At 59.0% G+C, this 25,145-nt stretch carries 30 protein-coding genes and 1 pseudogene; 18 read left to right on the top strand and 13 right to left on the bottom strand.

Annotation, left to right across the window (positions count from 1 at the left end; genetic code table 11):
* The first annotated feature begins 350 nt into the window (after nucleotides 1-350).
* The gene (fadD1, locus tag B723_RS29720; protein ID WP_017340415.1) at nucleotides 351-2,051 is read left to right on the top strand and encodes a long-chain-fatty-acid--CoA ligase FadD1; all 1,701 of its coding nucleotides are present in this window, start codon (nucleotides 351-353) and stop codon (nucleotides 2,049-2,051) included.
* 209 nt (nucleotides 2,052-2,260) lie between these two features.
* On the opposite strand, the gene B723_RS29715 is transcribed toward fadD1, so the two are convergent.
* A complete protein-coding gene (locus B723_RS29715) occupies nucleotides 2,261-2,638 on the bottom strand; it encodes a hypothetical protein (RefSeq protein WP_017340414.1) in 378 nt (125 codons plus the stop codon).
* Nucleotides 2,639-2,838: 200 nt separating this feature from the next.
* Here B723_RS29715 and B723_RS29710 point away from each other — a divergent pair, with 200 nt between their 5' ends.
* The 3 genes from B723_RS29710 (at nucleotide 2,839) to def (ending at nucleotide 4,694) form a co-directional block, all read left to right on the top strand.
* Nucleotides 2,839-3,030: a CsbD family protein gene (locus B723_RS29710; protein WP_017340413.1), complete on the top strand. Its 192-nt coding sequence runs from the start codon at nucleotides 2,839-2,841 to the stop codon at nucleotides 3,028-3,030.
* A gap of 171 nt (nucleotides 3,031-3,201) precedes the next feature.
* Nucleotides 3,202-4,158, top strand: coding sequence for a YihY/virulence factor BrkB family protein (locus B723_RS29705; RefSeq protein WP_017340412.1), 957 nt, complete (start codon nucleotides 3,202-3,204; stop codon nucleotides 4,156-4,158).
* Entirely contained in the window at nucleotides 4,155-4,694 is a 540-nt protein-coding gene (def, locus tag B723_RS29700) for a peptide deformylase (protein ID WP_017340411.1), read from the top strand. The genes B723_RS29705 and def overlap by 4 nt, the downstream gene beginning before the upstream one ends.
* A 35-nt stretch (nucleotides 4,695-4,729) precedes the next feature.
* Here def and B723_RS29695 read toward each other — a convergent pair whose 3' ends face one another.
* Both B723_RS29695 and gstA read right to left on the bottom strand, forming a co-directional pair.
* On the bottom strand, nucleotides 4,730-5,146 hold the full coding sequence (locus tag B723_RS29695) for a GNAT family N-acetyltransferase (protein ID WP_017340410.1): 417 nt from the start codon (nucleotides 5,144-5,146) through the stop codon (nucleotides 4,730-4,732).
* 359 nt (nucleotides 5,147-5,505) lie between these two features.
* Nucleotides 5,506-6,108, bottom strand: a complete 603-nt coding sequence (gene gstA / locus B723_RS29690) for a glutathione transferase GstA (RefSeq protein WP_017340409.1) — start codon at nucleotides 6,106-6,108, stop codon at nucleotides 5,506-5,508.
* Nucleotides 6,109-6,207: 99 nt separating this feature from the next.
* Here gstA and B723_RS29685 point away from each other — a divergent pair, with 99 nt between their 5' ends.
* The 4 genes and pseudogenes from B723_RS29685 (at nucleotide 6,208) to B723_RS34240 (ending at nucleotide 9,574) form a co-directional block, all read left to right on the top strand.
* A complete protein-coding gene (locus B723_RS29685; RefSeq protein ID WP_017340408.1) occupies nucleotides 6,208-7,080 on the top strand; it encodes a LysR family transcriptional regulator in 873 nt (290 codons plus the stop codon).
* 118 nt (nucleotides 7,081-7,198) lie between these two features.
* Nucleotides 7,199-7,849 (top strand): peptidase inhibitor family I36 protein, encoded by a 651-nt coding sequence (locus tag B723_RS29680; RefSeq protein ID WP_017340407.1) that lies wholly within the window; start codon nucleotides 7,199-7,201, stop codon nucleotides 7,847-7,849.
* Nucleotides 7,850-8,254: 405 nt separating this feature from the next.
* Nucleotides 8,255-9,031, top strand: a pseudogene (locus B723_RS34245) (PAS domain-containing protein); the annotation flags it as partial.
* A gap of 3 nt (nucleotides 9,032-9,034) precedes the next feature.
* Complete coding sequence (locus tag B723_RS34240; protein ID WP_416740790.1) at nucleotides 9,035-9,574, top strand: methyl-accepting chemotaxis protein; 540 nt, start codon at nucleotides 9,035-9,037, stop codon at nucleotides 9,572-9,574.
* A 231-nt stretch (nucleotides 9,575-9,805) separates the two neighbouring features.
* Here the strand turns inward: B723_RS34240 and B723_RS29670 are convergent, their stop codons facing one another.
* From B723_RS29670 to B723_RS33280, 5 genes are all read right to left on the bottom strand, one after another.
* Nucleotides 9,806-10,354, bottom strand: coding sequence for a hypothetical protein (locus B723_RS29670; protein ID WP_017340405.1), 549 nt, complete (start codon nucleotides 10,352-10,354; stop codon nucleotides 9,806-9,808).
* Between the two features lie 178 nt (nucleotides 10,355-10,532).
* Nucleotides 10,533-11,165, bottom strand: a complete 633-nt coding sequence (locus B723_RS29665; RefSeq protein ID WP_017340404.1) for a glutathione S-transferase family protein — start codon at nucleotides 11,163-11,165, stop codon at nucleotides 10,533-10,535.
* A gap of 169 nt (nucleotides 11,166-11,334) precedes the next feature.
* The gene (locus B723_RS29660; protein ID WP_017340403.1) at nucleotides 11,335-11,823 is read right to left on the bottom strand and encodes a hypothetical protein; all 489 of its coding nucleotides are present in this window, start codon (nucleotides 11,821-11,823) and stop codon (nucleotides 11,335-11,337) included.
* Between the two features lie 120 nt (nucleotides 11,824-11,943).
* Nucleotides 11,944-12,975 (bottom strand): LacI family DNA-binding transcriptional regulator, encoded by a 1,032-nt coding sequence (locus tag B723_RS29655; protein WP_017340402.1) that lies wholly within the window; start codon nucleotides 12,973-12,975, stop codon nucleotides 11,944-11,946.
* Complete coding sequence (locus tag B723_RS33280) at nucleotides 12,972-13,199, bottom strand: hypothetical protein (protein WP_139273093.1); 228 nt, start codon at nucleotides 13,197-13,199, stop codon at nucleotides 12,972-12,974. Before B723_RS33280 ends, B723_RS29655 begins: the two co-directional genes overlap by 4 nt.
* On the opposite strand from B723_RS33280, the gene B723_RS29650 reads away from it, so the two are divergent.
* Nucleotides 13,191-13,724, top strand: a complete 534-nt coding sequence (locus tag B723_RS29650) for a gluconokinase (RefSeq protein ID WP_017340401.1) — start codon at nucleotides 13,191-13,193, stop codon at nucleotides 13,722-13,724. The genes B723_RS33280 and B723_RS29650 overlap by 9 nt on opposite strands.
* A gap of 81 nt (nucleotides 13,725-13,805) precedes the next feature.
* The gene (locus B723_RS29645) at nucleotides 13,806-15,158 is read left to right on the top strand and encodes a GntP family permease (RefSeq protein ID WP_017340400.1); all 1,353 of its coding nucleotides are present in this window, start codon (nucleotides 13,806-13,808) and stop codon (nucleotides 15,156-15,158) included.
* Between the two features lie 126 nt (nucleotides 15,159-15,284).
* On the opposite strand, the gene alaC is transcribed toward B723_RS29645, so the two are convergent.
* Nucleotides 15,285-16,496, bottom strand: a complete 1,212-nt coding sequence (alaC, locus tag B723_RS29640) for an alanine transaminase (protein WP_017340399.1) — start codon at nucleotides 16,494-16,496, stop codon at nucleotides 15,285-15,287.
* 139 nt (nucleotides 16,497-16,635) lie between these two features.
* Between alaC and B723_RS29635 the strand changes: the two genes are divergently transcribed.
* The 3 genes from B723_RS29635 to B723_RS29625 all read left to right on the top strand — a co-directional run bounded on the left by B723_RS29635 (nucleotide 16,636) and on the right by B723_RS29625 (nucleotide 18,437).
* Nucleotides 16,636-17,298: a LysE family translocator gene (locus tag B723_RS29635; protein WP_017340398.1), complete on the top strand. Its 663-nt coding sequence runs from the start codon at nucleotides 16,636-16,638 to the stop codon at nucleotides 17,296-17,298.
* Between the two features lie 67 nt (nucleotides 17,299-17,365).
* Entirely contained in the window at nucleotides 17,366-17,851 is a 486-nt protein-coding gene (locus tag B723_RS29630) for a GyrI-like domain-containing protein (RefSeq protein WP_017340397.1), read from the top strand.
* A 97-nt stretch (nucleotides 17,852-17,948) separates the two neighbouring features.
* Nucleotides 17,949-18,437: a GNAT family N-acetyltransferase gene (locus B723_RS29625; protein ID WP_017340396.1), complete on the top strand. Its 489-nt coding sequence runs from the start codon at nucleotides 17,949-17,951 to the stop codon at nucleotides 18,435-18,437.
* Nucleotides 18,438-18,479: 42 nt separating this feature from the next.
* Here B723_RS29625 and B723_RS29620 read toward each other — a convergent pair whose 3' ends face one another.
* The gene (locus B723_RS29620; protein WP_017340395.1) at nucleotides 18,480-19,085 is read right to left on the bottom strand and encodes a pyridoxamine 5'-phosphate oxidase family protein; all 606 of its coding nucleotides are present in this window, start codon (nucleotides 19,083-19,085) and stop codon (nucleotides 18,480-18,482) included.
* 7 nt (nucleotides 19,086-19,092) lie between these two features.
* Nucleotides 19,093-19,578 (bottom strand): GNAT family N-acetyltransferase, encoded by a 486-nt coding sequence (locus B723_RS29615; RefSeq protein ID WP_017340394.1) that lies wholly within the window; start codon nucleotides 19,576-19,578, stop codon nucleotides 19,093-19,095.
* A gap of 141 nt (nucleotides 19,579-19,719) precedes the next feature.
* Between B723_RS29615 and B723_RS29610 the strand changes: the two genes are divergently transcribed.
* The 3 genes from B723_RS29610 (at nucleotide 19,720) to B723_RS29600 (ending at nucleotide 21,840) form a co-directional block, all read left to right on the top strand.
* Complete coding sequence (locus tag B723_RS29610; RefSeq protein ID WP_017340393.1) at nucleotides 19,720-20,145, top strand: YybH family protein; 426 nt, start codon at nucleotides 19,720-19,722, stop codon at nucleotides 20,143-20,145.
* 66 nt (nucleotides 20,146-20,211) lie between these two features.
* Complete coding sequence (locus B723_RS29605; RefSeq protein ID WP_017340392.1) at nucleotides 20,212-20,556, top strand: YciI family protein; 345 nt, start codon at nucleotides 20,212-20,214, stop codon at nucleotides 20,554-20,556.
* A gap of 48 nt (nucleotides 20,557-20,604) precedes the next feature.
* Entirely contained in the window at nucleotides 20,605-21,840 is a 1,236-nt protein-coding gene (locus B723_RS29600) for an RNA polymerase sigma factor (protein ID WP_017340391.1), read from the top strand.
* Between the two features lie 48 nt (nucleotides 21,841-21,888).
* Here B723_RS29600 and B723_RS29595 read toward each other — a convergent pair whose 3' ends face one another.
* Complete coding sequence (locus tag B723_RS29595) at nucleotides 21,889-22,743, bottom strand: LysR family transcriptional regulator (protein ID WP_017340390.1); 855 nt, start codon at nucleotides 22,741-22,743, stop codon at nucleotides 21,889-21,891.
* Between the two features lie 89 nt (nucleotides 22,744-22,832).
* On the opposite strand from B723_RS29595, the gene B723_RS29590 reads away from it, so the two are divergent.
* Entirely contained in the window at nucleotides 22,833-23,270 is a 438-nt protein-coding gene (locus tag B723_RS29590; protein ID WP_017340389.1) for a multidrug/biocide efflux PACE transporter, read from the top strand.
* Nucleotides 23,271-23,360: 90 nt separating this feature from the next.
* On the opposite strand, the gene B723_RS29585 is transcribed toward B723_RS29590, so the two are convergent.
* The gene (locus B723_RS29585; RefSeq protein WP_017340388.1) at nucleotides 23,361-24,119 is read right to left on the bottom strand and encodes an SDR family NAD(P)-dependent oxidoreductase; all 759 of its coding nucleotides are present in this window, start codon (nucleotides 24,117-24,119) and stop codon (nucleotides 23,361-23,363) included.
* A gap of 121 nt (nucleotides 24,120-24,240) precedes the next feature.
* On the opposite strand from B723_RS29585, the gene B723_RS29580 reads away from it, so the two are divergent.
* On the top strand, nucleotides 24,241-25,137 hold the full coding sequence (locus B723_RS29580; protein WP_017340387.1) for a LysR family transcriptional regulator: 897 nt from the start codon (nucleotides 24,241-24,243) through the stop codon (nucleotides 25,135-25,137).
* Nucleotides 25,138-25,145: the final 8 nt, after the last annotated feature.

The raw sequence follows: 25,145 nt of genomic DNA, 5'->3' as shown, positions 1-25,145 counted from the left end.
GATCCGGGCGGTCCCAAAAGATCGCAGCCTTCGGCAGCGCCTGCAGGGAATCGTATTCCTCCGTAGGCGCTGCCGAAGGCTGCGATCTTTTGCTTTTATGGCGCGGTTTTAAAGGCTTTCAGGGATTTATAGAATTATTGCTCTAAAATGACCGCTTGTTATTCTCGAGTCACAAAAGTGACTGTAGAGGCCGCTTTTGGCTCTAGTCGGCCCTTTGCAAAGCTGCTACTCTCGGCGCGCTTTGGGACCTCTCGGCGGCTTTAACAGCCAGACTCACCCATAATCAAACACCAATAATAACCGCATCAAAATGCGGTATTTGAATTCGCGTTGCTGAGGAGTGGGCTTCCATGATCGAAGACTTCTGGAAGGATAAGTACCCTGCCGGGATTGCTGCCGACATCAATCCGGACGAGTATCCGAATATTCAGGCAGTGCTGAAACAGTCCTGCCAACGCTTCGCCGACAAACCGGCATTCAGCAACCTGGGCAAGACAATTACCTACGGTGAACTGTACGAATTGTCCGGTGCCTTTGCCGCTTACCTGCAACAGCATACCGACTTGCAACCGGGCGATCGAATCGCCGTGCAGCTGCCCAACGTCTTGCAGTACCCGGTCGCTGTGTTCGGTGCCATTCGCGCCGGGCTGATCGTGGTCAATACCAACCCGCTGTACACCGCGCGGGAAATGGAACACCAGTTCAACGACTCCGGCGCCAAAGCCCTGGTTTGCCTGGCCAACATGGCGCACCTGGCCGAGACCGTCGTGCCGAAAACCGGCGTCAAGCATGTCATCGTCACTGAAGTGGCGGACCTGTTGCCGCCGCTCAAGCGCCTGCTGATCAATAGCGTCATCAAGTACGTGAAGAAGATGGTCCCGGGGTATCACTTGCCCAAGGCCGTCAAGTTCAACGACGTGTTGAGCAAGGGCCATGGCCAGCCAGTGGCTGAAGCCAACCCGGCCAGCAGTGACGTGGCGGTGCTGCAATACACCGGCGGCACCACTGGCGTGGCGAAGGGCGCCATGCTGACCCATCGCAACCTCGTCGCCAACATGCTGCAGTGCAAGGCGCTGATGGGTTCCAACCTCAACGAAGGCTGCGAGATCCTGATCACGCCGCTGCCGCTGTACCACATCTACGCGTTCACCTTTCATTGCATGGCGATGATGCTGATCGGCAACCACAACATCCTGATCAGCAACCCGCGCGACCTGCCGGCGATGGTCAAGGAACTGTCGAAGTGGAAGTTCAGCGGTTTCGTCGGCCTGAACACGCTGTTCGTTGCCCTGTGCAACAACGAAGGTTTCCGCAAACTGGATTTCTCTGCGCTGAAAGTCACCCTGTCCGGCGGCATGGCCCTGCAACTGGCGGCGGCCGAGCGCTGGAAAGCGGTCACCGGCTGCGCCATCTGCGAAGGTTACGGCATGACCGAAACCAGCCCGGTGGCGACGGTGAACCCGATCCAGAACATCCAGATCGGCACCATCGGTATTCCGGTTCCGTCGACCCTGTGCAAAATCATTGACGATGCCGGCGTTGAACAGCCGATGGGCGAAATCGGCGAGTTGTGTGTGAAAGGTCCGCAGGTGATGAAAGGCTACTGGCAGCGCCAGGAAGCCACCGATGAAATCCTCGACAGCGAAGGCTGGTTGAAGACTGGTGACATCGCGCTGATCCAGCCGGATGGCTACATGCGCATCGTCGATCGCAAGAAAGACATGATTCTGGTGTCCGGTTTCAACGTGTACCCGAATGAGCTCGAAGACGTGCTCGCGACCCTGCCGGGCGTACTGCAATGCGCAGCCATCGGCGTGCCGGACGAGAAGTCGGGCGAAGCGATCAAGATTTTCATCGTCGCCAAACCGGGCGTGACGCTGACCAAGGAGCAGGTGATGGAGCATATGCGCGCCAACGTCACCGGCTACAAGGTGCCGAAAGCGGTGGAGTTCCGCGATGCGTTGCCGACCACCAACGTTGGCAAGATCCTGCGGCGGGAATTGCGTGATGAAGAGCTGAAGAAGATCAACGCGAAGAAAGCCACCGCGTAATCCAGCAAAAAGCCCCGCAGATGCGGGGCTTTTTGTTTATAGCGATAGGGGCGGGCTTCTGTGGCGAGGGAGCTTGCTCCCGCTCGGCTGCGCAGCAGCCGCGATCACTGCGATGGAGATACATCAGGAGTATCGCGGCGCCTGATTTGGGGCCGCTTCGCAGCCCAGCGGGAGCAAGCTCCCTCGCCACAGTTTGTCTGCGATCGGTGTTACAGGCGGAACGGCGCGAAATTGACGTGGGTGCCCGCCGGGCGCATGTCCTGCAAGTACGAATCCTTGTCCGCACTCAGTTCCAGGCTTAACGCAGCCTTGCGCTTGCCCTGGTTACGCACGACCAGCCCTTCGAGCTTCTCGCGCAGGAACACCGTCGGCACTTTCAGGTGCAGCAGTTCATCGGTGTCCGGTGTGTGCATCAGCAGGTGGATCCATTCGTACTGACCAACGGCCAGGCGTGCCACCGGGATGTCGAACCACCAGATGTTGCGGTTACGGTTCAATTCGGTGAAATGGCAGTTGTTGACGCCAAGCACAGCACCGCCGAGTTCCTGGTTTCTGCGGGCAATGGCCTGCTTTTTATCGAGTTTCATAACATTCCTACGGGATTGGATCTTCAGCGCCACGGCCTGAATACGTTGCGCATTCTCGGGGGTTGCTCGGCAAACATAAAGCCCAACCTGCACGGAACGATGAAATGTCGCCGGGAAAATAAATGAAACTCCGCGCAAACGGCTCCGGTCAATTCTTGTGTAACGACTTTTCTCGTTCAATTGTTCACAGGAGAAACACCATGAGCAGCACTGGCGATAAAGTAAAAGGCATGGCCAACGAAGCCGCCGGCAACGTCAAGCAAGGCGTCGGCAAGGCCACCGGTAACGACAAAATGCGCGCCGAAGGCGTGGTGCAGGAAAGGAAAGGCGAAGCTCAGCAAGCAGTGGGCAAAGCCAAGGACGCGATCAAAAAAGGCATCGACAAGGCTTGATTCGGCCTTGGATGAATATCAGAGGCGGCCATCCACGGATGGCCGTTTTTGTGTCAGCCTGAACTTGCACACTGAAATTGTTTCAAAGTCGCCAAGTAGGCTACTTTGATGTAGAAAACGGCCCCTGAGTCGCCACGACTTCAACCCAATCTGCGGCGAAAGGAGACGCTAATGTTTTTCCCACACATGAAAGGCCTGCGCCTGCACCGTGTCATGGTGCGCACGGTGACCGAGTTCGTCGACGACGAGATGTCGACCTATGCCTCGGCACTGGCCTATCAAATGCTGTTTTCGCTGTTTCCCTTCATCCTGTTCCTGATCGCCCTGATCGGTTTCCTGCACCTGCCGGACTTCTTCTCCTGGCTGCGTCTGCAATCGGAACTGGTCCTGCCGCCCCAGGCGCTGGAACAGGTGAACCCGGTGATCGACCAGCTCCAGCAATCCAAGGGTGGCCTGCTGTCGGTCGGTATCGTCATCGCGCTGTATACGGCTTCGGCCGGCGTGCGCCTGATGATGAGCGCGATGAACGCCGCCTACGATGTGGTGGAGGGCCGTCCTGCGTGGAAGCGTTTTCCGCTGTCGATTATCTACACCATCGGCATTGCGGGCATGTTGCTGGTCGCCGCCGCGTTAATGGTGCTCGGGCCGCAGGTGATGGGCTGGATTGCTGCGCAGGTCGGGCTGGAAGAGTTCATTGTCACGGTCTGGACGATTGCTCGCTGGCCAGTCATCGTTGTCCTGATGATGATTGCGGTGGCGTTGATCTATTACGTCATGCCCGACGTCAAGCAAGAGTTTCGTTTCATCACCCCCGGCTCGGTGCTGGCGGTGGCGGTGTGGATCGTCGCTTCCCTGGGGTTCGCGTTCTACGTCAAGACTTTCGCCGACTACAACGCCATGTATGGCAGTATCGGCGCGATCATCGTGCTGTTGCTGTACTTCTATATTTCCGCGGCGGTGCTGTTGCTCGGTGCGGAGATGAATGCGGTGATCGAACACATGTCGAACGAAGGCAAGGGCCCTGGCGAAAAGGTCCCCGGCGAGCTCGACCCTGCACATAAACACCACGTTTCGGGACTGGGTCGGGATCACTCGATCAAGCCGAACACTGACGAAGTCATCAAATGATCCGTGAAATCCTGAAAATGGGCGACGAGCGCCTGCTGCGTGTCGCTCCGCCGGTCCCCGCCGAAATGTTCGACAGCCCGGAGCTGTGGCAACTGATCGACGACATGTTCCAGACCATGGAAAGCGTCGGTGGCGTTGGCCTGGCGGCGCCGCAGATCGGGGTCGACCTGCAGCTGGTGATCTTCGGTTTCGAGCACAGCGAACGCTACCCGGATGCCGAAGCGGTGCCGCAGACCATTCTGATCAATCCGCTGATCACGCCGTTGAGCCCGGTGATGGAAGAGGGCTTCGAAGGCTGCCTGTCGGTGCCTGGCCTGCGTGGCGCGGTAAATCGTTATCAGCAGATTCGCTACGAAGGTTTCGACCCGAAGGGCGAGCCGGTCGTGCGCATTGCTGAGGGCTTTCATGCCCGTGTGGTGCAGCACGAATGCGATCACCTGATCGGCCGGTTATATCCGTCGCGGATTACCGACTTCAGCAAGTTCGGGTTCACCGAAGTCATGTTCCCGGATCTCGATCCCAACGCCGACGATTGATTTCACCGCCGCTCCCACATTAGATCTCCATGCCTCTACCCGACCGGTTCCAGCCCCATCGCAATCATCGGCTTGCTGCGCGCATAGCGGCTCAAGCGTTCGACCATGGCGTAAGGCATGGCCGGATCGAAGGTAAAACCGCGTCGTTCATAAAATCCGCGCAAATCCGGATGGCAGAACAGCCACACCGGTTGTTCGAGACCTTTCACCGCTTCGGCGATCAGCGCCGCCGCAATTCCTTGTTCGCGGCAGGCCGGATCGACGAACAAACCGGTCAGCCAATGCCCGCCCGAGACCGGACGCAAACACAGCGCGCCAATGATCTCGTCGCGCCTGGCGACCCACAATCGAGCGTCGCGCACTGCTTTCATCGACGATTGGTGGGCACGATAAAACTTGTTCATCAGCGGCCATAACGGCTCGGCGAGCAAGGTGTACTGGGTGTCGGGCATGGAGGTGATCTGTCGGTGCGCAAAGCGGGCGATTATAAAAGAACGCGCGCCCGGCGATAGGTGTATACCTGATCTCACATCCCGTATGAGTGGAGTACGTATCATGGCCAAAGGCATGGATTCAAAAAAAGCGGCAAAGAAGAAACCGGCGAAAACCGCCGATGAAAAGCGCGCAGACAAAAAGGCCAAGAAGGTGGATGTGTTCGGTCATTGATTCTTGTGAACCTGTGGCGAGGGCGCTTGCTCCCGCTGGACTGCGCAGCAGTCCCTTTTTTGGGGCCACTTCGTGACCCAACGGGAGCAAGCGTCCTCGCCACACGCATTTATGGAAGCGGGCAAGCCCGCGATGGCCTCAAGGCTTACGCGGATTCTGCGGCCAACGCCGCTTTCACCGCCGACCGCTGATCAATTCTGGCTTGAAACGCCGCCAACGCCGGCCATTCATCCAAATCAATCGCAAACAACGGCGCCCACCGCAACACCGTAAACAAATACGCATCGGCAATGCTGAACCCACCCGCCAGCAAATAATCCTGACGCTCCAGCGTCTGGCTCACCACCGCAAACCGCTTGTACAACTTCTCCTTGATCTGCGCCTTCACCTGCTCCGGGAACTGCGCATTGAACAACCAACCCAGCGCGCCATGAATCTCCGTCGAAACAAAGTTCAACCACTCCTGCAACCGCACCCGCTCGAACGTCCCATGGGCTGGCGCCAGATTCGCCTCGGGGCACAGGTCCGCCAGGTACTGCAGGATCGCCGGGCCTTCGGTCAGCACTTCACCGTTGTCCAGTTGCAGCGCCGCGACGTAACCCTTCGGGTTGATGACGAGAAAGTCCGCTCCGCTCGCGGTCTGTTTGGTGCGGTTATCGACGCGAATCAATGCGAAGGGCAGGTCCAGCTCGCGCAGTACAATGTGTGGTGCGAGCGAGCAAGCGTGTGGGGCGTAATACAACTGCATCGGCAGGCCTCTGGTTCGGGGTTTTCGCCAGTGTCATAGTGCGCGGCGCCTTCGGTAAAATTAATTCTTCAGAAAACTGCCATAAGGAAAGCTACTGCCATGATGAATCTGATGCACTGGCGAATGGTGGTGGCCGTGGCAGACACAGGCAACATCACCCGCGCAGCCGAGCGCGTCGGCATGACCCAGTCCGGCGCCAGCCAGGCGCTGGCGTTGATCGAGGAAACCCTCGGCGTTCAACTGTTCAGCCGGGAAAACCGCCAGACCCTGCCAACCGCCATTGGTCTGCCGGTCATCGAGCAGGCGCGCACCATGCTCGGCGCCCTGGAAACCATCCGCAGTACCGTCGATGCCGCGAAAGGCATCGAGCGCGGGACGATTCGCCTGGCGAGTTTCCCCATGGTGCTGGCGACGTTCCTGCCGCCGCTGCTGCGCCAGTTCAATCGGCTGTATCCCGGTATTCAGGTGACTGCCCTGGAAGTCAGCGACGATGAAGTGGAAACACTGCTCGGCGCCGGTCTGGTGGACGTGGGGGTGGTGTTGAACCCGGCACCGGAGCGCAATGCCGGCCGTTTGGGGCGCGATGCCTGGGTGGCGGTTCTGCCGGGCGGCCATCCTTTGGCGCGGCGCTCGGTTGAAGAGGGTGTCGCCCTCGCCGAGTTGGCGGAGCAACCCTTTGTGCTGGCCACGGGCGGCTGTTCGACCAATGCCCGCAGCCTGGCCATCGAGGCCGGTTTGCAGTTGCATGACGTCCGGGTCGAGGTTCGCGAGTGGAGCAGTGCGTTTACCCTGGTGCGGGAGAACATCGGTGTGACCCTGGTGCCGGAAATGACCCTGCCGAGCCAGCTCCAGGGCCTGCGTGTGGTGCCGCTGAAACCGCGAATCGATCGCGAGTTCGCCTTGGTGATCGCGGCGAACAAGCCACCCTCGGCAGCGGTGCAGGCGCTAATGGGGATGCTCTCCGAGCAATAATTCATCCGCACCGATTGTCTTGACTGTCAGTTATGACAGTAGACGGCCGCGTGTAATGTTTGGATTCTGCGCTTCAGGTCGCCGGGGTTTTCTCGGCGCTTAACGTGTGGGGTTCAATATGAACATCAAGTGGCTGGGAGTTTGCGCAGCACTGTGTGCCTGTGTCGGTTTGGCATTTTTTTTCTATGCGAAACCGGATGCTGAGGAGCTTGGCAAATATGCATTGTTCAATCCCGAGATGACGGCCGAACAGAAGGCAGATGTTCAACAGCAGATTGATCAACAGCTCAGGAGAAAAACGGGAGGACAACAAGTCAGCTCCACTCAGGTGGCTTACGAAAAAGGAGCCGTTGTGATGACGTTTCCGGTTTCAGGCGCTGAACAAAAAGATACCAACTGCGCCTATGGTTATTTTTGCGTCTGGACGGCTTGGGACTTTGGCGGCACCAAATTAGCACTGCAGAGTACGCCTTCGAATAGTCCGGTAAACCTTTCCGACTACAACATGAGCCGGCAAGTATCTTCCTGGAAGTACAACAATCAGCGGTACTCAGTGATCGTTTACGGTGTGGAAGGACCTGGCGGGCAGGGGAAGGTCATGACATGTACCCTCAAGGATTTCCATTATGAGAATGAGTGCTGTCCGTTGGGCATTCCCGAAAAAACAGAACCTGTCGGTGGGTGGATAGAGATTTATTCCGAGTCCCGCCTTATCCCGAAAAACGACACGATGATCAGTGTGGTTTTTCGCCCGATGTTTAGCAAATAGACTCGAAGCTGAACCGATTTTGTCCTCAATACTGGCCGACTAGTGGCCTTGCAAGCCGATTGCGCCTGACTATGCTCATTCCAAACCATGAAGGTCGCGATATGAAGGCCGTCATGCACTCCTCAAGAGTGCGCAACCCAAGGCACCGACGCGAGCAACAGGGAGCTTTCGACAAAGGGAATTACTTTTGAAAACATCAGGGCTGGCCCGGTCCCGGGCTATCAAGAGACGGATGTCTTGATAAGAGCGTTGCCGCATGGACTCTCCGATTCAACATCATCGATCACCTGACCGTTCCTCCTGTGGAGGAATGTGTGCGCCTGTGCCATGGAACGTTGTGGTGGATACGTTGAAAGACTGAAGAACTTTCATCAATCAAAGGACCGCACTTAGGGTGATACGACCATGTTTAACCGACATCACAAAGCTGACCTGCAGGAAATCGAGCGCTACAGCTGTGCACTGAGCGAGGCCAACGCCAGGCTGGCCGCCGTCAGCCGTTCGATGGCGATGATTGAGTTCACCCCTGAAGGCATCGTCCTTGATGCCAACGAAAACTTTTGCGCCGCCATGGGTTACAGCGTCGAGGAAGTGCGTGGCAAACATCACCGGATCTTTTGCGAAGAAGCGTTTTACCGAAGCGAAGACTACGCCAGATTGTGGCGTGACCTGGCCCGTGGCGAACCGGTCAGCGGCACTTTCCTGCGCTTGAACAAGAAGGGAAAGGAGATCTGGCTGGAAGCCAGTTACATGCCGGTTTTCGGTCCCGACCGCCAGGTAAAAAGTGTGATCAAAGTGGCGACGGACGTCTCCGCCAGGATTTCCAAAGAACACGAAAACGAAAGCAGGCTCGCGGCGATCGGTCGTTCCATGGCGGTGATTGAATTCACTCCCGAAGGCCATGTGATTACCGCCAATGAGAACTTCCTGAAGACCACCCATTACTCGCTCAACGAAGTCGTCGGTCAGCATCACAGCCTGTTCTGCCACCGCGCCGAAGCCGAATCCCAGGCCTACAAAGCGTTCTGGGCCTCATTGAATCGCGGCGAATATCACTCGCACCGTTTTGAACGCAAAGATAAACACGGCCATACCATTTTCCTTGAAGCGTCCTACAACCCGTTGTTCGACACCAAGGGCCGGCTGTACAAAGTGGTCAAGTTTGCCAGCGACATCACGAATCAGGTGACCACCCTGCAAACCGCTGCCGAATCGGCCCACAGCACCTCGGTCCAGAACGACGCCTGCGCGCAGAAAGGGTCGCAGGTGGTGCAGCAAACGGTGCAGATCATCCAGGACATTTCCAAAAACTTGAACGAGGCGGCGTTGAGCATCGACGCGGTCAGCAAGCAGTCCGACATCATCGGCACCATCGTCCAGACCATTCGCGGCATTGCCGATCAGACCAACCTGCTGGCGCTTAACGCGGCGATTGAAGCGGCCCGGGCCGGGGAGCACGGGCGTGGGTTCGCCGTCGTCGCCGATGAGGTTCGCAGCCTCGCCGCACGCACCAGTCAGGCGACGCTGGAGATCGTCGACGTGGTGCGCAAGAACCACGACTTGTCATTGAGCGCGGTGTCGAGCATGCAGTCGAGTCTGAGCCGGACCGGTCTTGGGGTGGAATTGGCGAACGAGGCGGGGGAGGTGATTCTGGAGATTCAACAGGGGTCGCGGCATGTCGTGGATGCGATCAGCCAGTTCAACTCGACCTTGCAGATAAGTTGATGGCGGCAAACTGACAAGGGGCCGGTAGAGGGCACTCAAGAAAGTCTTCAGGCAAGCAAGAAATCTGTGGCGAGGGAGCTTGCTCCCGCTGGGCTGCGTAGCGGCCCCAAAAATCTGACAACCATTACCGATTTTGTGAGTGCTACGCACTCAAGCGGGAGCGAGTTCCCTCGCCACAAAGGTATGCATGACCCAAGAGCGCGCTCAAGTGAACAGCATTACCCGGTGTTGTTAAAGCGACGCGAGAAACTTGTCCACCACTTGCGGGCTGCCTTTCTCGCTCCCACCGTTTTCTTTCTCGGCCTGCGCCAGTTTTACCTTGTCCTGCATGCGTTCGGCCATTTCTTTAGCGACCGCCTGTTGTTGTTCCGGCGACATTTGTGACACTTCTTCTTTTGTCAGGCCCATCTCTTCCAGAATGGCGTCTTGCATGCGCTCTTCCGGGGTTTTGCTCATGTATTCCTTGAACGCGTCTGTGGCCGTACCGCCACTGAATTTGCCTTGCGCATCGGTCGGAAGCGGCGCGTTAGTCAATTGCAGTCCCACGCGTGTTTTCGCGAACGCTTCATCAACGTTGTCGCTGATTTTGCTCGCCTCACTGACTTGCCGGGTGGCGTTTTGGGTGGCGGAATTCTGCACCTGCGCGGAGAGCGGCTGAACGTTGCCTTGTCGTTGCAGCATCACACTCTGAAGACCGGCAGCGGCTTCGGCGGTCGGATCTTCGCCGGGCTTCTTGAGGATTGGCGTCATTAGCGACTGTTTGTTTGCACTGACCAACATGATGAGTAGACCTTGTAGGTGTTTGTGGTGCAGTGCCTTCAGCAAATACTATGCCTGCATTAAAAATTACATATTTTTCAGTCGGTTAGGTTCTATTTGGCCGACGAATGGCGCGAATCTCGCGGTTAACCTTTGCCGCCCGGCGGCAGTCGTCGACCGCCGAGAAGCCGGCATGGTTTCAAGGCAGGCCGTTGCATCCATGTTTCAGGAATCCGGGGCGCTGCGCCAACCGTTGGAAATACTCGTCGATGGCAGGAAAATCTGGACGGTCCATCGGGGTCATCAGCCAGCGGTTGACCGACAGCCCGATGACAATGTCGGCCAGTGAGAACCGGGGGCCGGCAACATAAGCTTTGGTGGCCGCGAGCTGATGTTCGAGGATGCTCATCTTCTGGTTCCAGCCGCGTAAGCCAGTGGCAATCCGGTGCGCGTCCTGGAACTCCGGGTCTTTGCGTACCAGCGCTGTAAACGCGTAGCTCCAGGACGAGTTGAGATCAGTGGCCTGCCAATCCATCCATTGCTCCACCCGGGCGCGCGCCGCGGGTTCGTGCGGCAGCAAATCAGCGTGTGAATGTTTGCCGGCCAGGTAACGGCAGATGGTGTTGGACTCCCACAGCACGCCAGCATCGTCGATGATCACCGGTACCTGTGCATTCGGGTTGAGTCGGACAAACTCGGGACTGTGGGTCGACGCATAGCCGCTGCCCCAGTCTTCTCGCTCGTAGGAAAGGTCCAGCTCGTCGCAGGTCCACAGGACTTTTCTGACGTTGATGGACGACGCTTTACCGAGGATCTTCAGTGCATGTTCCATGGAGCTACTCCGTTAGCGATTCGACGCTTCGGGACTCTAACAGTATGCCCGCCCTGGCAGGCGGTAATCGGGACAGGGAGCACCCACAAGATTAGTTGAAAACCTGCGGCATGGATGATGCGCGGCTTGATGGTGCAGATACCGACCGTTGAAAAAAGGGTCGTGAGACCTAATCGAGCGGTATCAGATCAGTCCAGACCGGAGTCGAGCAGGCACTGGGCATGTGCTGATTGAGGATGGGTTGCCTGAGGATCCAGCCTTGAAGCTGTTGATCGATGAATACAGGGGTGGGCTCGATGCACTCGCCCTTGGGGGCCACCTTGACTTGATCCACTGAAACAAACAGCGGACCTGGCAGATCGAAAACGGTCTGGGAGCGCACTTCCAGTCCCGTATCCTTACTGGAAAAACACACATTTTTACGCCCGGTGAGGTCGGTGGTCATGACGTAAGCCTCTTCAAGACTGGCATGCCCAACACCCATCACGACGGCAGGCCCCTGACCTTGCGGGTGGGCGGCGAGACAGCGTTTGATCGCCGGCATGAAACGTGGGTCGTTCAGGAAACGAGTCCAGTCATCTGGCTCAGAGGCCTGCACCTGTAGCGCCTGTCCAAGCGAGACGGCGAGCAGGAGGGCCATGATGATTATCTTGCGCATATACGTGTCCGCCGGGATGGAGAGGGCGGATTTTGCACGAGGCCCTCATGGGGTGGAGGGTAAAGGTGTAACTGATCGTTCCCGTTCAGCCCGCAGAGCGTGGCAACGATCAGTCCTGAACTACGTACTTTCGCGCACTTTCAACTCAAACCCCATGTCCTGCACCGGTTTCGCCACCGTGTTGCCCGCCATCAAGGTCAGCATCTGTTCGGCGGCACGTCGGCCGATGGCCTCGCGCGGGGTGTTGATGCTGCTCAGGCGCGGGACCATGTGCGCCGAGGCCGGCAGGTCGTTGAAACCGAGGATTGCCACTTGTTCAGGGATTTTGATCCCGCAGCGCATCGCTTCCAGCAGCGCGCCCTGCGCCAGGTCATCGTTGCCGAAGAAGATTGCATCGACATCCGGATGACTGGCGATCAGTTGCAGGAACAGTTCGCCACCCAGACCTACGGAGGAGGCGCGGGGGGTCAGCACTTCCAGGTCCGGGTCATACCGACCGGCCTTCTGCAGGGCTTTGCGGAACCCTTCGCCGCGCAGCAATGTGCGCTGATCCAGTTGCGCGCCGATGTAGGCCAGGCGTTTGCGACCGCGTGACAGCAAATGCTCGGCCGCCGTTTCGCCGGCGGCGAGCTGCGAGAAACCTACGCAATTCAGGCCCGCCGCACTGTCCAGTTCCATCATGTACACGCAGGGAATGTTGCTCGCCTCAATCATCCTCCGCGAACTTTCGGTGCGATCAAACCCGGTCAGCAGCAAACCACGCGGCTGATACGCCATGTAATTGCGCAGCAGGTTTTCTTCTTCATCGCGCGAGTAATGGAAGTTGCCGATCAGCACTTCGAAGCCCTTCGGTCGCAAAACCTGATGAATGGCTTCCAGCGTGTCGATGAACAGCAAGTTGGACAGCGACGGCACCAGCACCACGACGGAATGGCTCTGGGCCGAGGCTAACGCGCGGGCGGCGGGGTTGACCACGTAGTTGAGCTCAAGCGCCGCTTTCTGGACTTTTTCCACCAGGTCGGTGGCCACCGTGCTCACGCCACGCAAGGCGCGGGACGCGGTAATTGGGCTGACGCCGGCCAGTCGGGCGACTTCATTCAGAGTAGGACGGCCAGTGGTTCGCGTATTTTTATCGTTTTTAGGGGAGGTCATCGGGCGGCTTGCCAAACAAAATTCAAGGCACTAAGGTAGCGCTGTCCCGAAGCAGCTGCAAATGCGTAAGCGAGTTTTGCCTGAACCTCGCTTTTCGGCGTCGGGAACGAACACGCTGCAACCCACAAAAATGACAAGAAGGCGTCGGCAACTTCTGCTTTTGAACGAGTGTCATAGCTTTCAAAGGTAGCGCTGTCTGCGCGCTGAGGTGTTACATGAATCATCCCATCACCGCCCTGGTCATCATGGGCGTTGCCGGTTGCGGCAAGACCTGCGTCAGCGAAGCCTTGTGCGAGCTCAGCGGCGCGACTGCCATTGAAGGCGACACTTTTCACCCTGCCGCCAATATCGAAAAGATGAGCGCAGGCATTCCCCTGAACGACGACGACCGTGCCGGCTGGCTCGACAGCCTGTGCGACGAACTGCGCCGCGTAGACGCCACGGGCGCTCGCCCGGTGCTGACCTGCTCGGCCCTCAAACACATTTACCGCGAACGTCTGCGCAGCGCCTTGCCGGGCCTGGGCTTCGTGTTCCTTGAACTCACGCCTGAAGTGGCGGCCGATCGTGTCTCCCATCGGCCAGGGCACTTCATGCCGTCGACGTTGATCGACAGCCAGTTCGCCACCCTTGAGTCCCCCGTTGGCGAACCGCTGACCCTGGCCCTCGATGCGTCGACCCACAGCGTCGACCAATTGGCGAAACAGGCGCATGCCTGGTGGCTGGAACACGGCTTGAAACGCGCCGGTTGATTTTGCTCGAAGAGATAGCGCTGTCCTTATGGCTTTCGAATTACCCGCTTCAATAACAACAACAACCAGGAGACACCCCTAATGTTTGGCATGTCCCACGAGACGTTCCTGCTGCTCGATGCAGTGGTCACGGTGATCGGGCTTATCGTCCTGATCACCAAGTTCAAGTTTCACCCGTTCATTGCCCTGATCATTGCCGCAGCCTTTCTCGGGCTGACCTCCGGCATGCCGATCGGCACCATCATCAAAGCGTTCCAGGACGGCTTCGGTGGGGTGCTCGGTTTCGTCGGGATCATCCTTGCGCTGGGCACCATGCTTGGCAAAATGATGGCCGAGTCGGGCGGGGCGGATCAGATTGCCCAGACGCTGATTCGCGCGTTCGGCAAGGACAAGGTGCAGTGGGCGATGATGTTCGCCGCGTTCCTGGTCGGCATTCCGCTGTTCTTCGAGATCGGCTTCGTGCTGCTGATCCCGCTGGTGTTCATCGTGGCCCGGCGTACCGGCGTGTCGATCATCAAGATCGGTATCCCGCTGCTGGCCGGCCTGTCCGCCGTGCACGGTCTGGTGCCCCCGCACCCGGGTCCGTTGCTGGCCATCGGCGTGTTCGGTGCCGACATCGGTAAAACCATTCTCTACGGCCTGATCGTTGCGCTGCCGACGGCCATCATCGCCGGCCCGATCTACGGCACCTTCATTGCCAAGTACATTCCCGGTCATCCCAATCAGGAACTGGTGGATCAACTGGCGCGCGAGAACGATTCTGCCGATCTGCCGAGCTTCTCCATCACCTTGATCACCGTGCTGTCGCCGGTGTTCCTGATGCTGCTCAAGACCTTTGCCGATGTGGTGCTGCCGGACGGCAACTTTTTCCGCACCTTCATGGACCTGATCGGTCACCCGATCTCGGCACTGCTGCTGGCGTTGCTGCTGTCGCTGTACACCTTCGGCTACAAGCAGGGCATTGGTTCCAACCAGATGCTCAAATGGCTGGACGCGAGCCTCGCGCCAACCGCCGCAATCATCCTGATCATCGGTGCCGGTGGTGGCTTCAAGCAGATGCTGGTGACCAGCGGCGTGGGTAATGTCATCGGCAACATGGCGGTGGCTGCGGAAATCTCGCCGATCCTTCTGGCATGGCTGGTGGCGGCGGTGATCCGTATCGCGACCGGTTCGGCGACCGTGGCGACCATTACTGGCGCCGGCATCGTGGTGCCGGTGGTGGGGATGATTCCGGGTGTGAACCGTGAGTTGCTGGTGCTGGCCACCGGTGCCGGTTCGTTGATCCTGTCTCACGTCAACGACGCCGGTTTCTGGCTGGTGAAGCAATACTTCAACATGACCGTGGCGGAGACCTTCAAGACCTGGACGGCGATGGAAACCATCCTGTCTGTGGTGGCCCTGGGCTTTATCCTGCTGCTGTCGTTGTTCGTTTAAGCACACCGCAAAACCAAATGTGGGAGCGAGCCTGCTCGCGATGAGGGCTTAACATTCAGCGAAGATGTTGAATGTAAGTCCGCTATCGCGAGCAGGCTCGCTCCCACAGTGTTATGTGTCCAGGCCTCAGGATTTGCTGACCAGCCCATCCGCCCTGAACATTGCGCGAATCCCGCGCACGGCCTGGCGAATCCGGTCCTGGTTTTCGATCAGCGCGAAGCGCACATGATCATCCCCATACTCACCAAACCCGACACCCGGCGAGACGCAGACCTTGGCCTCGGCGAGCATTTTCTTGGCGAACTCCAAAGAGCCAAGGTGCGCGTAGGCTTCGGGAATCTTCGCCCAGACATACATCGATGCCTTCGGATTCTCGACCATCCAGCCCAGCTCGTGCAGGCCTTTGACCAACACGTTGCGGCGCTGCCGGTACTGCTCGGCGATGTCCTTGACGCACTGCTGATCGCCTTCCAGCGCCGCAATGGCCGCGACTTGCAGCGGAGTGAACGTGCCGTAGTCGTGGTAACTCTTGATCCGCGCCAGGGCGTTGACCAGTTCCGGGTTGCCGACCATGAAGCCGATGCGCCAGCCCGCCATGTTGTAGCTCTTGGACAGGGTGAAAAACTCCACCGCGATGTCCTTGGCGCCCGGCACTTGCATGATCGACGGAGCTTTCCAGCCGTCGTAGACGATGTCGGCATAGGCCAGGTCATGCACCACCAGCACGTCGTACTGTTTGGCGAGGGCGATCACACGCTCGAAGAAGTCCAGCTCAACGCACTGTGCGGTCGGGTTGGACGGGAAGCCGAGGATCATCATTTTCGGTTTCGGAATCGAGCCGCGAATCGCCCGCTCCAGTTCGGCGAAGAAGTCCACGCCCGGAATCAATGGCACCGAACGCACCTGGGCGCCGGCAATCACCGCGCCGTAGATGTGAATCGGGTAGCTCGGGTTCGGCACCAGCACCGTGTCGCCCTGATCGAGGGTGGCCAGCATCAAATGCGCCAGGCCTTCCTTGGAGCCGATGGTCACGATGGCTTCGGTTTCCGGGTCGATGTCGACCTCGTAGCGATCCTTGTACCAGTTGGAAATCGCCCGGCGCAGACGCGGAATGCCCTTGGACGTCGAGTAACCGTGGGTGTCTTCGCGTTGGGCGACGGTGACGAGTTTTTCGACAATGTGCGGCGGCGTCGGACCGTCGGGGTTGCCCATGCTGAAATCGATGATGTCTTCGCCACGACGACGGGCGGCCATCTTCAGCTCGGCAGTGATGTTGAAAACGTAAGGGGGGAGTCGATCTATGCGCGCAAAGCGGCGCGGCGAACCTGGGTTAGCCATTGTTGCCTCGGATAACGTGAGCGCCCGGAACCGTCCGAGCGACGCTGGTCACTGCGGTGACCTGTTGCGGAAGATAAGGGGTGGCATGGCACACTGTCCAGCCAGTGTGTAAACAAATTTTTCCGAAGGATAACGGTTGATGGAATTTAGCAGCGGCTTCTTGCTGAGCCTTTCTTTGTGCCTGGACATCGGCGTGGCCAATATCGCGATGATCACCCTGGCCATGCAGCGCGGCTATTTTCAAGGCTTTGCGCTGGGATTGGGGACCTGCGTCGGCGACCTGATTTACGCGGTGCTGGCACTGGCTGGCATGACTGTTTTGCTGCAATACGAAACCGTGCGCTGGGTGCTGTGGATCGGCGGTTCGGTGTTGCTGGTGTACTTCGCGGCGAAGATGATCTATTCGGCAATTCACCACGAAGCCGTATTGGCACAGACCGCTGAAGTCGGTCACAACTCACACCGTAAAGAGTTTTTTCGTGGAATTTTCCTCGCCATGTCGTCACCCAGCGCCATTCTCTGGTTCGCCGCGGTGGGCGGCACGCTGATTGCGCGGTCCGGCGGTGGCGGGGCACTCAGCTCGGCACTCTTTCTCGGCGGTTTTCTCTGCGCGGGATTGCTGTGGTCCGCCGGCCTGTGTTTCGCCGCGAGCCATGGCGGCAAGTTGCTCGGCGACAAGCTGCTGCGTTACTCCTACATGGCATCGGCGGCGATCTTCTGCTATTTCGCCGTGTACGTGATTCTATCGGGCTACAACGAGTTTGTAGGCGCGGGTGCTGTCGAGGCGTTGCACAGCCTCTGACTGGGCTAATCGGGTTTGGCTTCTATACTCCCAGCCGAACCCACTTTTTTGATCCAGGAGTCGAGTCATGGATGAGCAATCAGACGTAAAACCGGCCGAGCCACGTTTTGAACACGGGCACTTTCTGCTCATTGCGGGGCTTGGTGGACGATTTACCCAACAGACCACGCAAGGCATTCCCGAACTCTGGGAGAAATTCGTTCCCGAGATTGGCAAGATTCCCGGTCAAAAAAGCGAAGTGACCTACGGCATCTGCTGCAATCCGGATGGCAAGGGCGGCTTCGAATACATCGCGGGCGTCGAGATCGAAAAACTCGACGACCTGCCCGAAAAGTACCGCTGGGTCGAGGTTCAACCCCAGCATTACGCGGTGTTCGAGCACAAAGGCTCGCTGGACCAGTTGCCCGAGACGTTTCAGTACATCTGGAAAACCTGGTTGCCGCAGTCCGGTAAAGAGGCCGCGGACGCCCCGGAATTCGAACGCTACAGCGAAGACTTCAACCCGAAGCTCAAAACCGGCAAGCTGGAAATCTGGCTGCCGCTCAAGGCGTAACGTCGGTATCGAGAGGCGGATCCGCGATTCGCCTCTCGATGTCGTGCCGACGCTGATTTATGATCCCCAGCCTTTCCCCCGCTGATTCCGAGCTGCCATGAACACCGTCATCCGCCACGTCACCCCCGCTGACCTGGACCGCTGCTACGCCATCGAAACCGTTGCCTACGAAGGCGACGAAGCCGCCACCCGGGAGAAAATCGCCACCCGCATCGCCACCTGGCCCGAGGGGTTTATCGTCGCCGAAGTGGACGGCGTGGTCGCCGGTTTCATCAACTCCGGGGCGGCGTTTCAGGTCGAGATGTCGGACGAAGCGTTCAAGGAACTGATCGGCCACGACCCGGCCGGCCCGCACGTGGTGATCATGTCGGTGGTGGTGCACCCGGATTATCAGGGGCAGGGTCTGGCGAAACGCTTGATGGGCGAGTTCATCGAGCGGATGCGTGCGTTGGGCAAGGCCAGCATCAACCTGATGTGCAAGGAGCGGCATATTCCGCTGTATGCCGGGTTTGGCTTCGCCTATATCAAGCCTTCCGCGTCGGATCATGGCGGGATGGCTTGGCATGAGATGGTGCTGACGTTGTAACCAGATTCCATCGAACACCGAAGATCGAGTGTGGGAGCAATATCAGTAGAGGCTATTCCGCACCCGCGCCGGCGCTTCCCGGTCATACGTCTCGGCATCAAACGCCCCATCATTCAAGCGCTTGTGAAACGCCCCCGCCGTCGGCAGCGCCGAGCGATCCAGGTGCTTCTCGGGGTTCCACAAATCCGACCGCACGATCGCTTTCGAGCAGTGAAAAAACGCCGCCTCCACCGTCACCAGCATCACCGTGCGCGCCGGTTTGCCGTTGACCGCGAAGCTTTCCAGCAACCCCGGTTCATTGCTGATCTGCGCCGAGCCGTTGACCCGCAACGTCTCGCCGATCCCCGGGATGATGAACAGCAGCGACACCCGTGAATCGAGCACCACATTGCGCAGTGTGTCGATGCGGTTGTTGCCCGGGCGGTCCGGTATCGCCAGGGTGCGCTCATCGATGATTCGCACGAAACCCGGCGTGTCACCGCGCGGCGAGCCGTCCAGGCCGTCGGGGCCGACCGAGCTGATGATCACCAGTGGCGAGGCGCGGACCATCGCTTGATAGTCCTCGTTCAGAAAGGCGATTCGCTTGCGCATGGCGCGGTCGTGGGGTTGGCCGTAGATCGCTTCCAGTGCTTCGATACTGTCGAGCATAACCACCTCAGAAAATCAGTCCCATGCGCCGTTCGTAACCGATCCGGCCCTTGTAGGCTTCGCCGCTGTCGACCCAGCCGAAACTGGCGTACAGCGCGATGGCGGCCTCGTTGTCCGCATCCACCGACAATTCCAGCGCCCTGATTTCAGGAAATGCCTGGCGCGCCACGTCGGGCAGGGCTTGCAGGCAGGCCTTGCCATACCCTTTGCCTTGATGACGCTGGCCGACTTGCAGTGCATGCAGCGTGGCGCTGTGTTCATCGGCCCAGGCAGGCAGCACCGGCGGACGTTTGAGCAGCAGGAAGGCAACCGGAATGTCATCGGCCAACAGGGCAAATCCTTTGACGCCGGGGCCGGGTTTGGACAACAAGGTGTGCAGCGCACCATGAATGTCGCCGGAGAATCTGATTTGTTCTTTGCGAACTTCGATGGCCTCGACCTGCTGGCGCTGGCGCGCGTTCAGGGTTTCGTAAGGCACGAGTCGGGTTGTCACTGGAGTGTCCTTTTTCCATCAGAAATGAGCCTCGGATTCTAGCGAGTTTGCGCCCATGGATTATTTTTATTTCGACTGTCGATTCGGCATTTCGCCGAACGACTAAGGGTGTCTTCACAACAAAAAACACGGAGAACCACCATGAACGCAACTCACGAAATCGAGACTCTGATCGACACCTATCGCCAGGCGGTCATCGCCAAGGATGTCGAGAAAATCATGGCGTTGTATGGCGATGACATCGTCTCCTACGACGCGGTCAAGGCCCTGCAGTTTCGCGGCAAGACTGCCTACCGCAAGCATTGGCTGGAATGCATGGAAATGTGCCAGGGCGCGCATAAGTTCGACTTCGATCAGATGAACGTCGTGGCGGACGAGCACATCGCCTTCGCTCATTGGCTGGCCCATTGCGGCGGCACCAACGACAAGGGCGAAACCCAGGCCTGCTGGATGCGCGTGACCGCCTGCTATCGTCGCGAGGCCGGCCAATGGCGCATCGTCCACGAACACTGGTCGGCCCCGTTCGACATGACGAGCGGCACTGCGCTGTTCAACCTTGAACCCTGATCGTCGGGAATCAGCGCCAAAACATCAAACTGCAGCCATAGTTGATCAGTTCGATCGGAGAGCCCCATGAAGTACTTATGCCTGGTCTACAGCAACGAACAGGAGTTGCACTCACTGCCCGAAAGCCCCAAGGACGCCGAGTGCATGGCCTATGCCGAATCGATCCAGGGCAGCGGCCGCATGCTCGCCGCCGAGGCGCTGGAGTCGGTGCAGACCGCCACTACCGTGCGCATGCGCAACGGCAAAATGTCGATCACCGACGGCCCGTTCGCCGAAACCAAGGAGCAATTGGCCGGCTTCTACCTGATCGACGCCAAAGACCTCAATGAAGCCCTTCAGGTTGCCGGCAACATTCCGGCGGCGCGGGTCGGGTGTGTCGAGGTACGGCCGGTTCGAGAGTTGAATCCTTAACGGTCACAGGCAAGGAGATTCCATGGTGACGCAAGGCATGCAGGACTGATGCCCGGGGTGTCGGTCAAGGCTCGGGTCGAGCAGGTTTACCGCGAAGAGTCGCGGCGGATCCTGGCGACCCTGATCCGTCTGCTTGGCGATTTCGATCTCGCCGAAGAAGCCTTGCACGAGGCGTTCTTTATCGCGGTCGAGCGCTGGCAGCGTGACGGTGTGCCGGACAATCCACGGGCGTGGCTGGTTTCCACCGGGCGTTTCAAGGCCATCGATGTGTTGCGTCGCCGCGCGCGGTTTGCCGCGTCCCGGCCAATGCTGATCGCTCAACTGGAGGCGCTGGAGCAGGCTGACTGGAGTGACGACGACGTGGAAGACGATCGCTTGCGCCTGATCTTCACCTGCTGTCACCCGGCACTCGCGGCGGATGCTCAAGTGCCGCTGACATTGCGCGAAGTCTGCGACCTGACCACCGAAGAAATCGCCCGGGCGTTTCTTTCCGCACCGGCCACCATTGCCCAGCGCATCGTGCGGGCCAAAGCGAAAATCCGCGACGCGAAAATTCCCTACCAAGTGCCGACCCTGGCGGAATTGCCCGAGCGACTCGACAGCGTGCTGCGGGTGATTTACCTGGTGTTCAACGAAGGCTACTCGGCGTCCGTCGGCACCGAGCTCATCCGTGAAGACCTGACCCGCGAGGCGATCCGCCTCGGGCGTTTGCTGATGGAACTGCTGCCCGAACCCGAGGTGATGGGCCTGCTGGCGCTGATGCTGTTGCATGAATCACGGCGTCCGGCGCGGACGTCGTCGAGTGGCGAGCTGATCCTGCTGGATGAGCAGGACCGTTCGCTGTGGGACGCCGGGTTGATTGCCGAAGGCTGCGCGCTGATCGAGCGTGCGCTGAGTACCCGGCGATTCGGTCCTTACTGTTTGCAAGCGGCCATCGCGGCGGTGCATGCCGAAGCGCCGACGGCGGGGGAGACCGATTGGCTGCAAATTGTGGGGTTGTATGACGTGCTGTTGGCGGCCGTGCCTTCGCCGGTGATCGAATTGAACCGTGCGGCCGCCATCTCCAGAAGGGATGGACCGTTGGCGGGGTTGACGCTGATTGAAGGGATTCTGGGGCGCGGGGATTTGCTGGATTACCACTTGGCACATTCGGCGCGGGCCGAGTTTTGTCGGCAGTTGGGACGGGTGGAGGAGGCACGGGCGGCGTATGAGCGGGCGCTGGAATTGACGCAGCAGGTGCCGGAGCGGCGGTTTATCGAGGCCCGGATCAAGGCTTTGAAATAAAGTGCCCGCCCCGTCGCGGGCAAGCCCGCGATAAGGTCCGCAGGACCGTCATTCCAGCATCTTGCCCAACAACCAGCTCCCCGCCGGCCCCGGCGGATGCAGCCGCGACCACAGCGCATCGACGAACAGCGGTTTCGGCCACCCGCGCACGTTCAACTCCTGCAACGTCCCGGCGCCAAACCGTCCCACCAGCCACCGCGGCAACGGCGCCCAACCGAATCCGCCCTGGGCCATTTCCAGCAGCATCAAATAACTCGGTGCCGACCAGACGCGCCCCTTGGCGCGGCTTTCATACGGATTGACGATCGTCGCCAGACGCAACTCCCGGTGCTGTTGCAAGATGTCCTGATCGATGACAGCCAGCGTTGCCAACGGATGCTCGCGGGACACGAACAGGGCGATTTCGGTGCGCTCTGCCACCGTCGAGCTGACCAGATCCGGTGGGTAACTTTCCTGTTGCTCGGCGAACGCCACATGCGCCCGTCCGCTTTGTACCAGCGCCACCAGGTCATCGCATTCGGCGATCAGGCATTCGAGCTCAAGGTCCGGGTATCGCTGTTCGAACGCACTGAGCGCCGCTTCGAAACGGTCGGACTGATAGGTGTCGGAAATCGCCACGGTCAGCTTCGGCTCAACCCCTTGAGCCAACTGGCTGGCGGTCATTTCCAGACGGCTGGTGGCCGCCAGAATCTCCTCGGCCCGCTGCAACATCACATGCCCGGCCGGTGTCAGGGTCGGCTTGCGGCTACTGCGGTCGAACAGGATCAGATCCAGATCAATCTCCAGGCTCGCCACTGCGGCGCTGATGGTCGACTGACTGCGCCCGAGCTTGCGCGCCGCGGCGGAAAACGAGCCTTGGGTCGCCGCTTGCACAAACGCCTGCAACACTTCCTGGGACGCCATGAACTATCGCCTTGATCGATGGTTATTGGTTATGAAGTATCGGTGCGGGAGTGGATCATGACAACTACAGTCACTCAGGGGCTCTGCTCATGAACATGCAAAAATCCATCACCGAACGTATTTTCCAGGCCATCGGCTTCGAGCTGTTGGCCATCGTGATCTGCACCCCGTTGCTGGCGTGGATCATGGACAAACCGATGCTCGACATGGGCGTCGTCACCGTCGTGATCGCGGCGCTGGCACTGGCGTGGAACGTGGTGTTCAACGGGGTATTTGATCGTGTGCTGCAGCGTTTCGACATCGTGCACAGCGCATGGACGCGAGTCGTCCATGCGCTGTTGTTTGAAGGGGGGCTGGTGGCGGTTGGCGTGCCGCTGATTGCCTGGTGGCTCAATGTCAGCCTGTGGCAGGCGTTCCTGCTGGATATCGGTGTGTTGCTGTTTTTCCTGCCGTACACCTACGTTTACCACTGGGCGTATGACGTGGTGCGCGAGCGGGTCCTCATGCGCAGTGCTTGCGAGGGATAAAAGCAAAAGATCGCAGCCTCCGGCCGCTCCTGCAATGGAATTCAATTCCCTGTAGAAGCTGCCGAAGGCTGCGATCTTTTGTTCCTTATCTTACAAAAACATCCCGCCCGACGCCTCGACGCGCTGGCCGTTGATCCACTGGCTGCCCGGTGCCAGCAGCAGCGCAATCGCGGCGCCGATATCGTCCGGCAGACCGACACGACCCAGCGCGGTATTGTCGGCGATCATCTGGTTCACCTGCGCATTGTCGCGCACGGTACCGCCGCCGAAATCGGTTTCGATCGCGCCAGGCGCCAAGGTATTTACCGAGATGCCCCGTGCACCGAGCTCCTTCGCTTGATAACGCGTCAGTACTTCCATCGCGCCTTTCATCGCCGCGTAAGTGCCGTAACCCGGCAGGCTGAAGCGGGTCAGTCCGCTGGACACGTTGAGGATGCGGCCACCATCCGTCATCAACGGCAGCAACTTCTGAGTCAGGAAAAATGGCCCTTTCAAATGGATGTTCATCAGCAAGTCGAACTGCTCGACGGTGGTGTCGACTAAGTTCGCATACACCCCGATGCCGGCGTTGTTGAGCAAAAAGTCGAAGTGCTGGCGATCGAAACGGCTGCGCAATACCTCGGCGACCTGCGTGGCGAAATCTGCGAAGCGCTCGCTCTGGCCCACGTCCAGTTGCAACATGGCGGCGCGACCACCGAGGCTTTCGATTTCCGCGACCAGTGCCTGCGCCTCATCGGCTTTGCTGTTATAGGTGCCGATGACGTCGACACCCTGGGCGGCCAGATGCAGTGCTGCGTTTTTGCCAAGGCCGCGGCTGGCGCCGGTGATCAGTGCGATTTTGCGATTCATGGGGCTTCCTCAAGGGTGGTGAGTAACGGTGTGAAGGAAGTTTATTTATCCGCCATAGGGTGATAAACAGGCTGAAACTGGAATCACTGATCGGTTAATCCGGACAATCGAAGGTCGAACCATGAACAAACTGGAACTGCTGCGCACCTTCGTTCGCGTCAGCGAGGTGTCGAGTTTTACCCTGGCCGGCGAAAGCCTGGGCTTGCCCCGTTCCACCGTGTCGGAACATGTTCAGGCGCTCGAAGCGCTGCTGGGAACGCGGTTGCTGCAACGAACCACGCGCAGGGTTCAGGCGACACAGGACGGCCTGGTGTTGTACGAACGCAGCAAGGATTTGCTGTCGTACATGGACGAAATCGAAGGGCTGTTTCGCCAGGATGCGGCGTCGCTCACCGGGCGGATTCGCTTCGACATGCCCAACTTCCTGGCGCGCCAGGTGGTGTTGCCGCGGTTGCCGGAATTCATCGCGCTGCACCCCAATCTGGAACTGGAAATCAGCACCACCGATCGCCGGGTTGATGTGCAAAGGGAGGGTTTTGACTGCGTCGTGCGGGTTGGCGTACAACCGGATCAATCGGTGGTCGCGCGTCACGTGTGTGATTTTGCGATGGTCAATTGCGCCAGTCCCGCTTATCTGCAGCGTTATGGCATTCCCGAAACACTCGAAGACCTGGCGCAGCATCGGCTGGTCCATTACGTCGGCGTACTGGGTTCGCGTTCGGAGGGGTTTCTGTATGAGGTCGATGGCAAGCTGCATCGATTACCGATGGCGGGCAGCGTCACGGTGAACAGCACCGACGCTTATGAAGCGGCGTGCGTGGGGGGATTCGGGTTGATTCAGGCACCGCTGAAGGGCATGCAGTCGCGCTTGCTCAGCGGTGAACTGGTGGCGGTGTTACCGCAGTTGAACGCGCCGTCGATGGAGGTGTCGCTCCTCTATGCCCCGCAACGGCGTTTGCCGTTGCGGGTCAGAGCGTTCATGGATTGGTTGGCGCAGATTATCCAGTCCAACGCATAACCTGTGGT

Source organism: Pseudomonas fluorescens NCIMB 11764 (assembly GCF_000293885.2).
Classification (GTDB): Bacteria; Pseudomonadota; Gammaproteobacteria; order Pseudomonadales; family Pseudomonadaceae; genus Aquipseudomonas; species Aquipseudomonas fluorescens_B.
This window is presented reverse-complemented; position numbering and strand designations above follow the sequence as displayed.

Coding starts and splice junctions, on each gene's coding strand:
- fadD1 (WP_017340415.1), top strand. CDS start 351: ATGATCGAAGACTTCTGGAAGGATAAGTACCCTGCCGGGATTGCTGCC.
- B723_RS29715 (WP_017340414.1), bottom strand. CDS start 2,638: ATGAAACTCGATAAAAAGCAGGCCATTGCCCGCAGAAACCAGGAACTC.
- B723_RS29710 (WP_017340413.1), top strand. CDS start 2,839: ATGAGCAGCACTGGCGATAAAGTAAAAGGCATGGCCAACGAAGCCGCC.
- B723_RS29705 (WP_017340412.1), top strand. CDS start 3,202: ATGTTTTTCCCACACATGAAAGGCCTGCGCCTGCACCGTGTCATGGTG.
- def (WP_017340411.1), top strand. CDS start 4,155: ATGATCCGTGAAATCCTGAAAATGGGCGACGAGCGCCTGCTGCGTGTC.
- B723_RS29695 (WP_017340410.1), bottom strand. CDS start 5,146: ATGCCCGACACCCAGTACACCTTGCTCGCCGAGCCGTTATGGCCGCTG.
- gstA (WP_017340409.1), bottom strand. CDS start 6,108: ATGCAGTTGTATTACGCCCCACACGCTTGCTCGCTCGCACCACACATT.
- B723_RS29685 (WP_017340408.1), top strand. CDS start 6,208: ATGATGAATCTGATGCACTGGCGAATGGTGGTGGCCGTGGCAGACACA.
- B723_RS29680 (WP_017340407.1), top strand. CDS start 7,199: ATGAACATCAAGTGGCTGGGAGTTTGCGCAGCACTGTGTGCCTGTGTC.
- B723_RS29670 (WP_017340405.1), bottom strand. CDS start 10,354: ATGTTGGTCAGTGCAAACAAACAGTCGCTAATGACGCCAATCCTCAAG.
- B723_RS29665 (WP_017340404.1), bottom strand. CDS start 11,165: ATGGAACATGCACTGAAGATCCTCGGTAAAGCGTCGTCCATCAACGTC.
- B723_RS29660 (WP_017340403.1), bottom strand. CDS start 11,823: ATGCGCAAGATAATCATCATGGCCCTCCTGCTCGCCGTCTCGCTTGGA.
- B723_RS29655 (WP_017340402.1), bottom strand. CDS start 12,975: ATGACCTCCCCTAAAAACGATAAAAATACGCGAACCACTGGCCGTCCT.
- B723_RS29650 (WP_017340401.1), top strand. CDS start 13,191: ATGAATCATCCCATCACCGCCCTGGTCATCATGGGCGTTGCCGGTTGC.
- B723_RS33280 (WP_139273093.1), bottom strand. CDS start 13,199: ATGATTCATGTAACACCTCAGCGCGCAGACAGCGCTACCTTTGAAAGC.
- B723_RS29645 (WP_017340400.1), top strand. CDS start 13,806: ATGTTTGGCATGTCCCACGAGACGTTCCTGCTGCTCGATGCAGTGGTC.
- alaC (WP_017340399.1), bottom strand. CDS start 16,496: ATGGCTAACCCAGGTTCGCCGCGCCGCTTTGCGCGCATAGATCGACTC.
- B723_RS29635 (WP_017340398.1), top strand. CDS start 16,636: ATGGAATTTAGCAGCGGCTTCTTGCTGAGCCTTTCTTTGTGCCTGGAC.
- B723_RS29630 (WP_017340397.1), top strand. CDS start 17,366: ATGGATGAGCAATCAGACGTAAAACCGGCCGAGCCACGTTTTGAACAC.
- B723_RS29625 (WP_017340396.1), top strand. CDS start 17,949: ATGAACACCGTCATCCGCCACGTCACCCCCGCTGACCTGGACCGCTGC.
- B723_RS29620 (WP_017340395.1), bottom strand. CDS start 19,085: ATGCTCGACAGTATCGAAGCACTGGAAGCGATCTACGGCCAACCCCAC.
- B723_RS29610 (WP_017340393.1), top strand. CDS start 19,720: ATGAACGCAACTCACGAAATCGAGACTCTGATCGACACCTATCGCCAG.
- B723_RS29605 (WP_017340392.1), top strand. CDS start 20,212: ATGAAGTACTTATGCCTGGTCTACAGCAACGAACAGGAGTTGCACTCA.
- B723_RS29600 (WP_017340391.1), top strand. CDS start 20,605: ATGCCCGGGGTGTCGGTCAAGGCTCGGGTCGAGCAGGTTTACCGCGAA.
- B723_RS29595 (WP_017340390.1), bottom strand. CDS start 22,743: ATGGCGTCCCAGGAAGTGTTGCAGGCGTTTGTGCAAGCGGCGACCCAA.
- B723_RS29590 (WP_017340389.1), top strand. CDS start 22,833: ATGAACATGCAAAAATCCATCACCGAACGTATTTTCCAGGCCATCGGC.
- B723_RS29585 (WP_017340388.1), bottom strand. CDS start 24,119: ATGAATCGCAAAATCGCACTGATCACCGGCGCCAGCCGCGGCCTTGGC.
- B723_RS29580 (WP_017340387.1), top strand. CDS start 24,241: ATGAACAAACTGGAACTGCTGCGCACCTTCGTTCGCGTCAGCGAGGTG.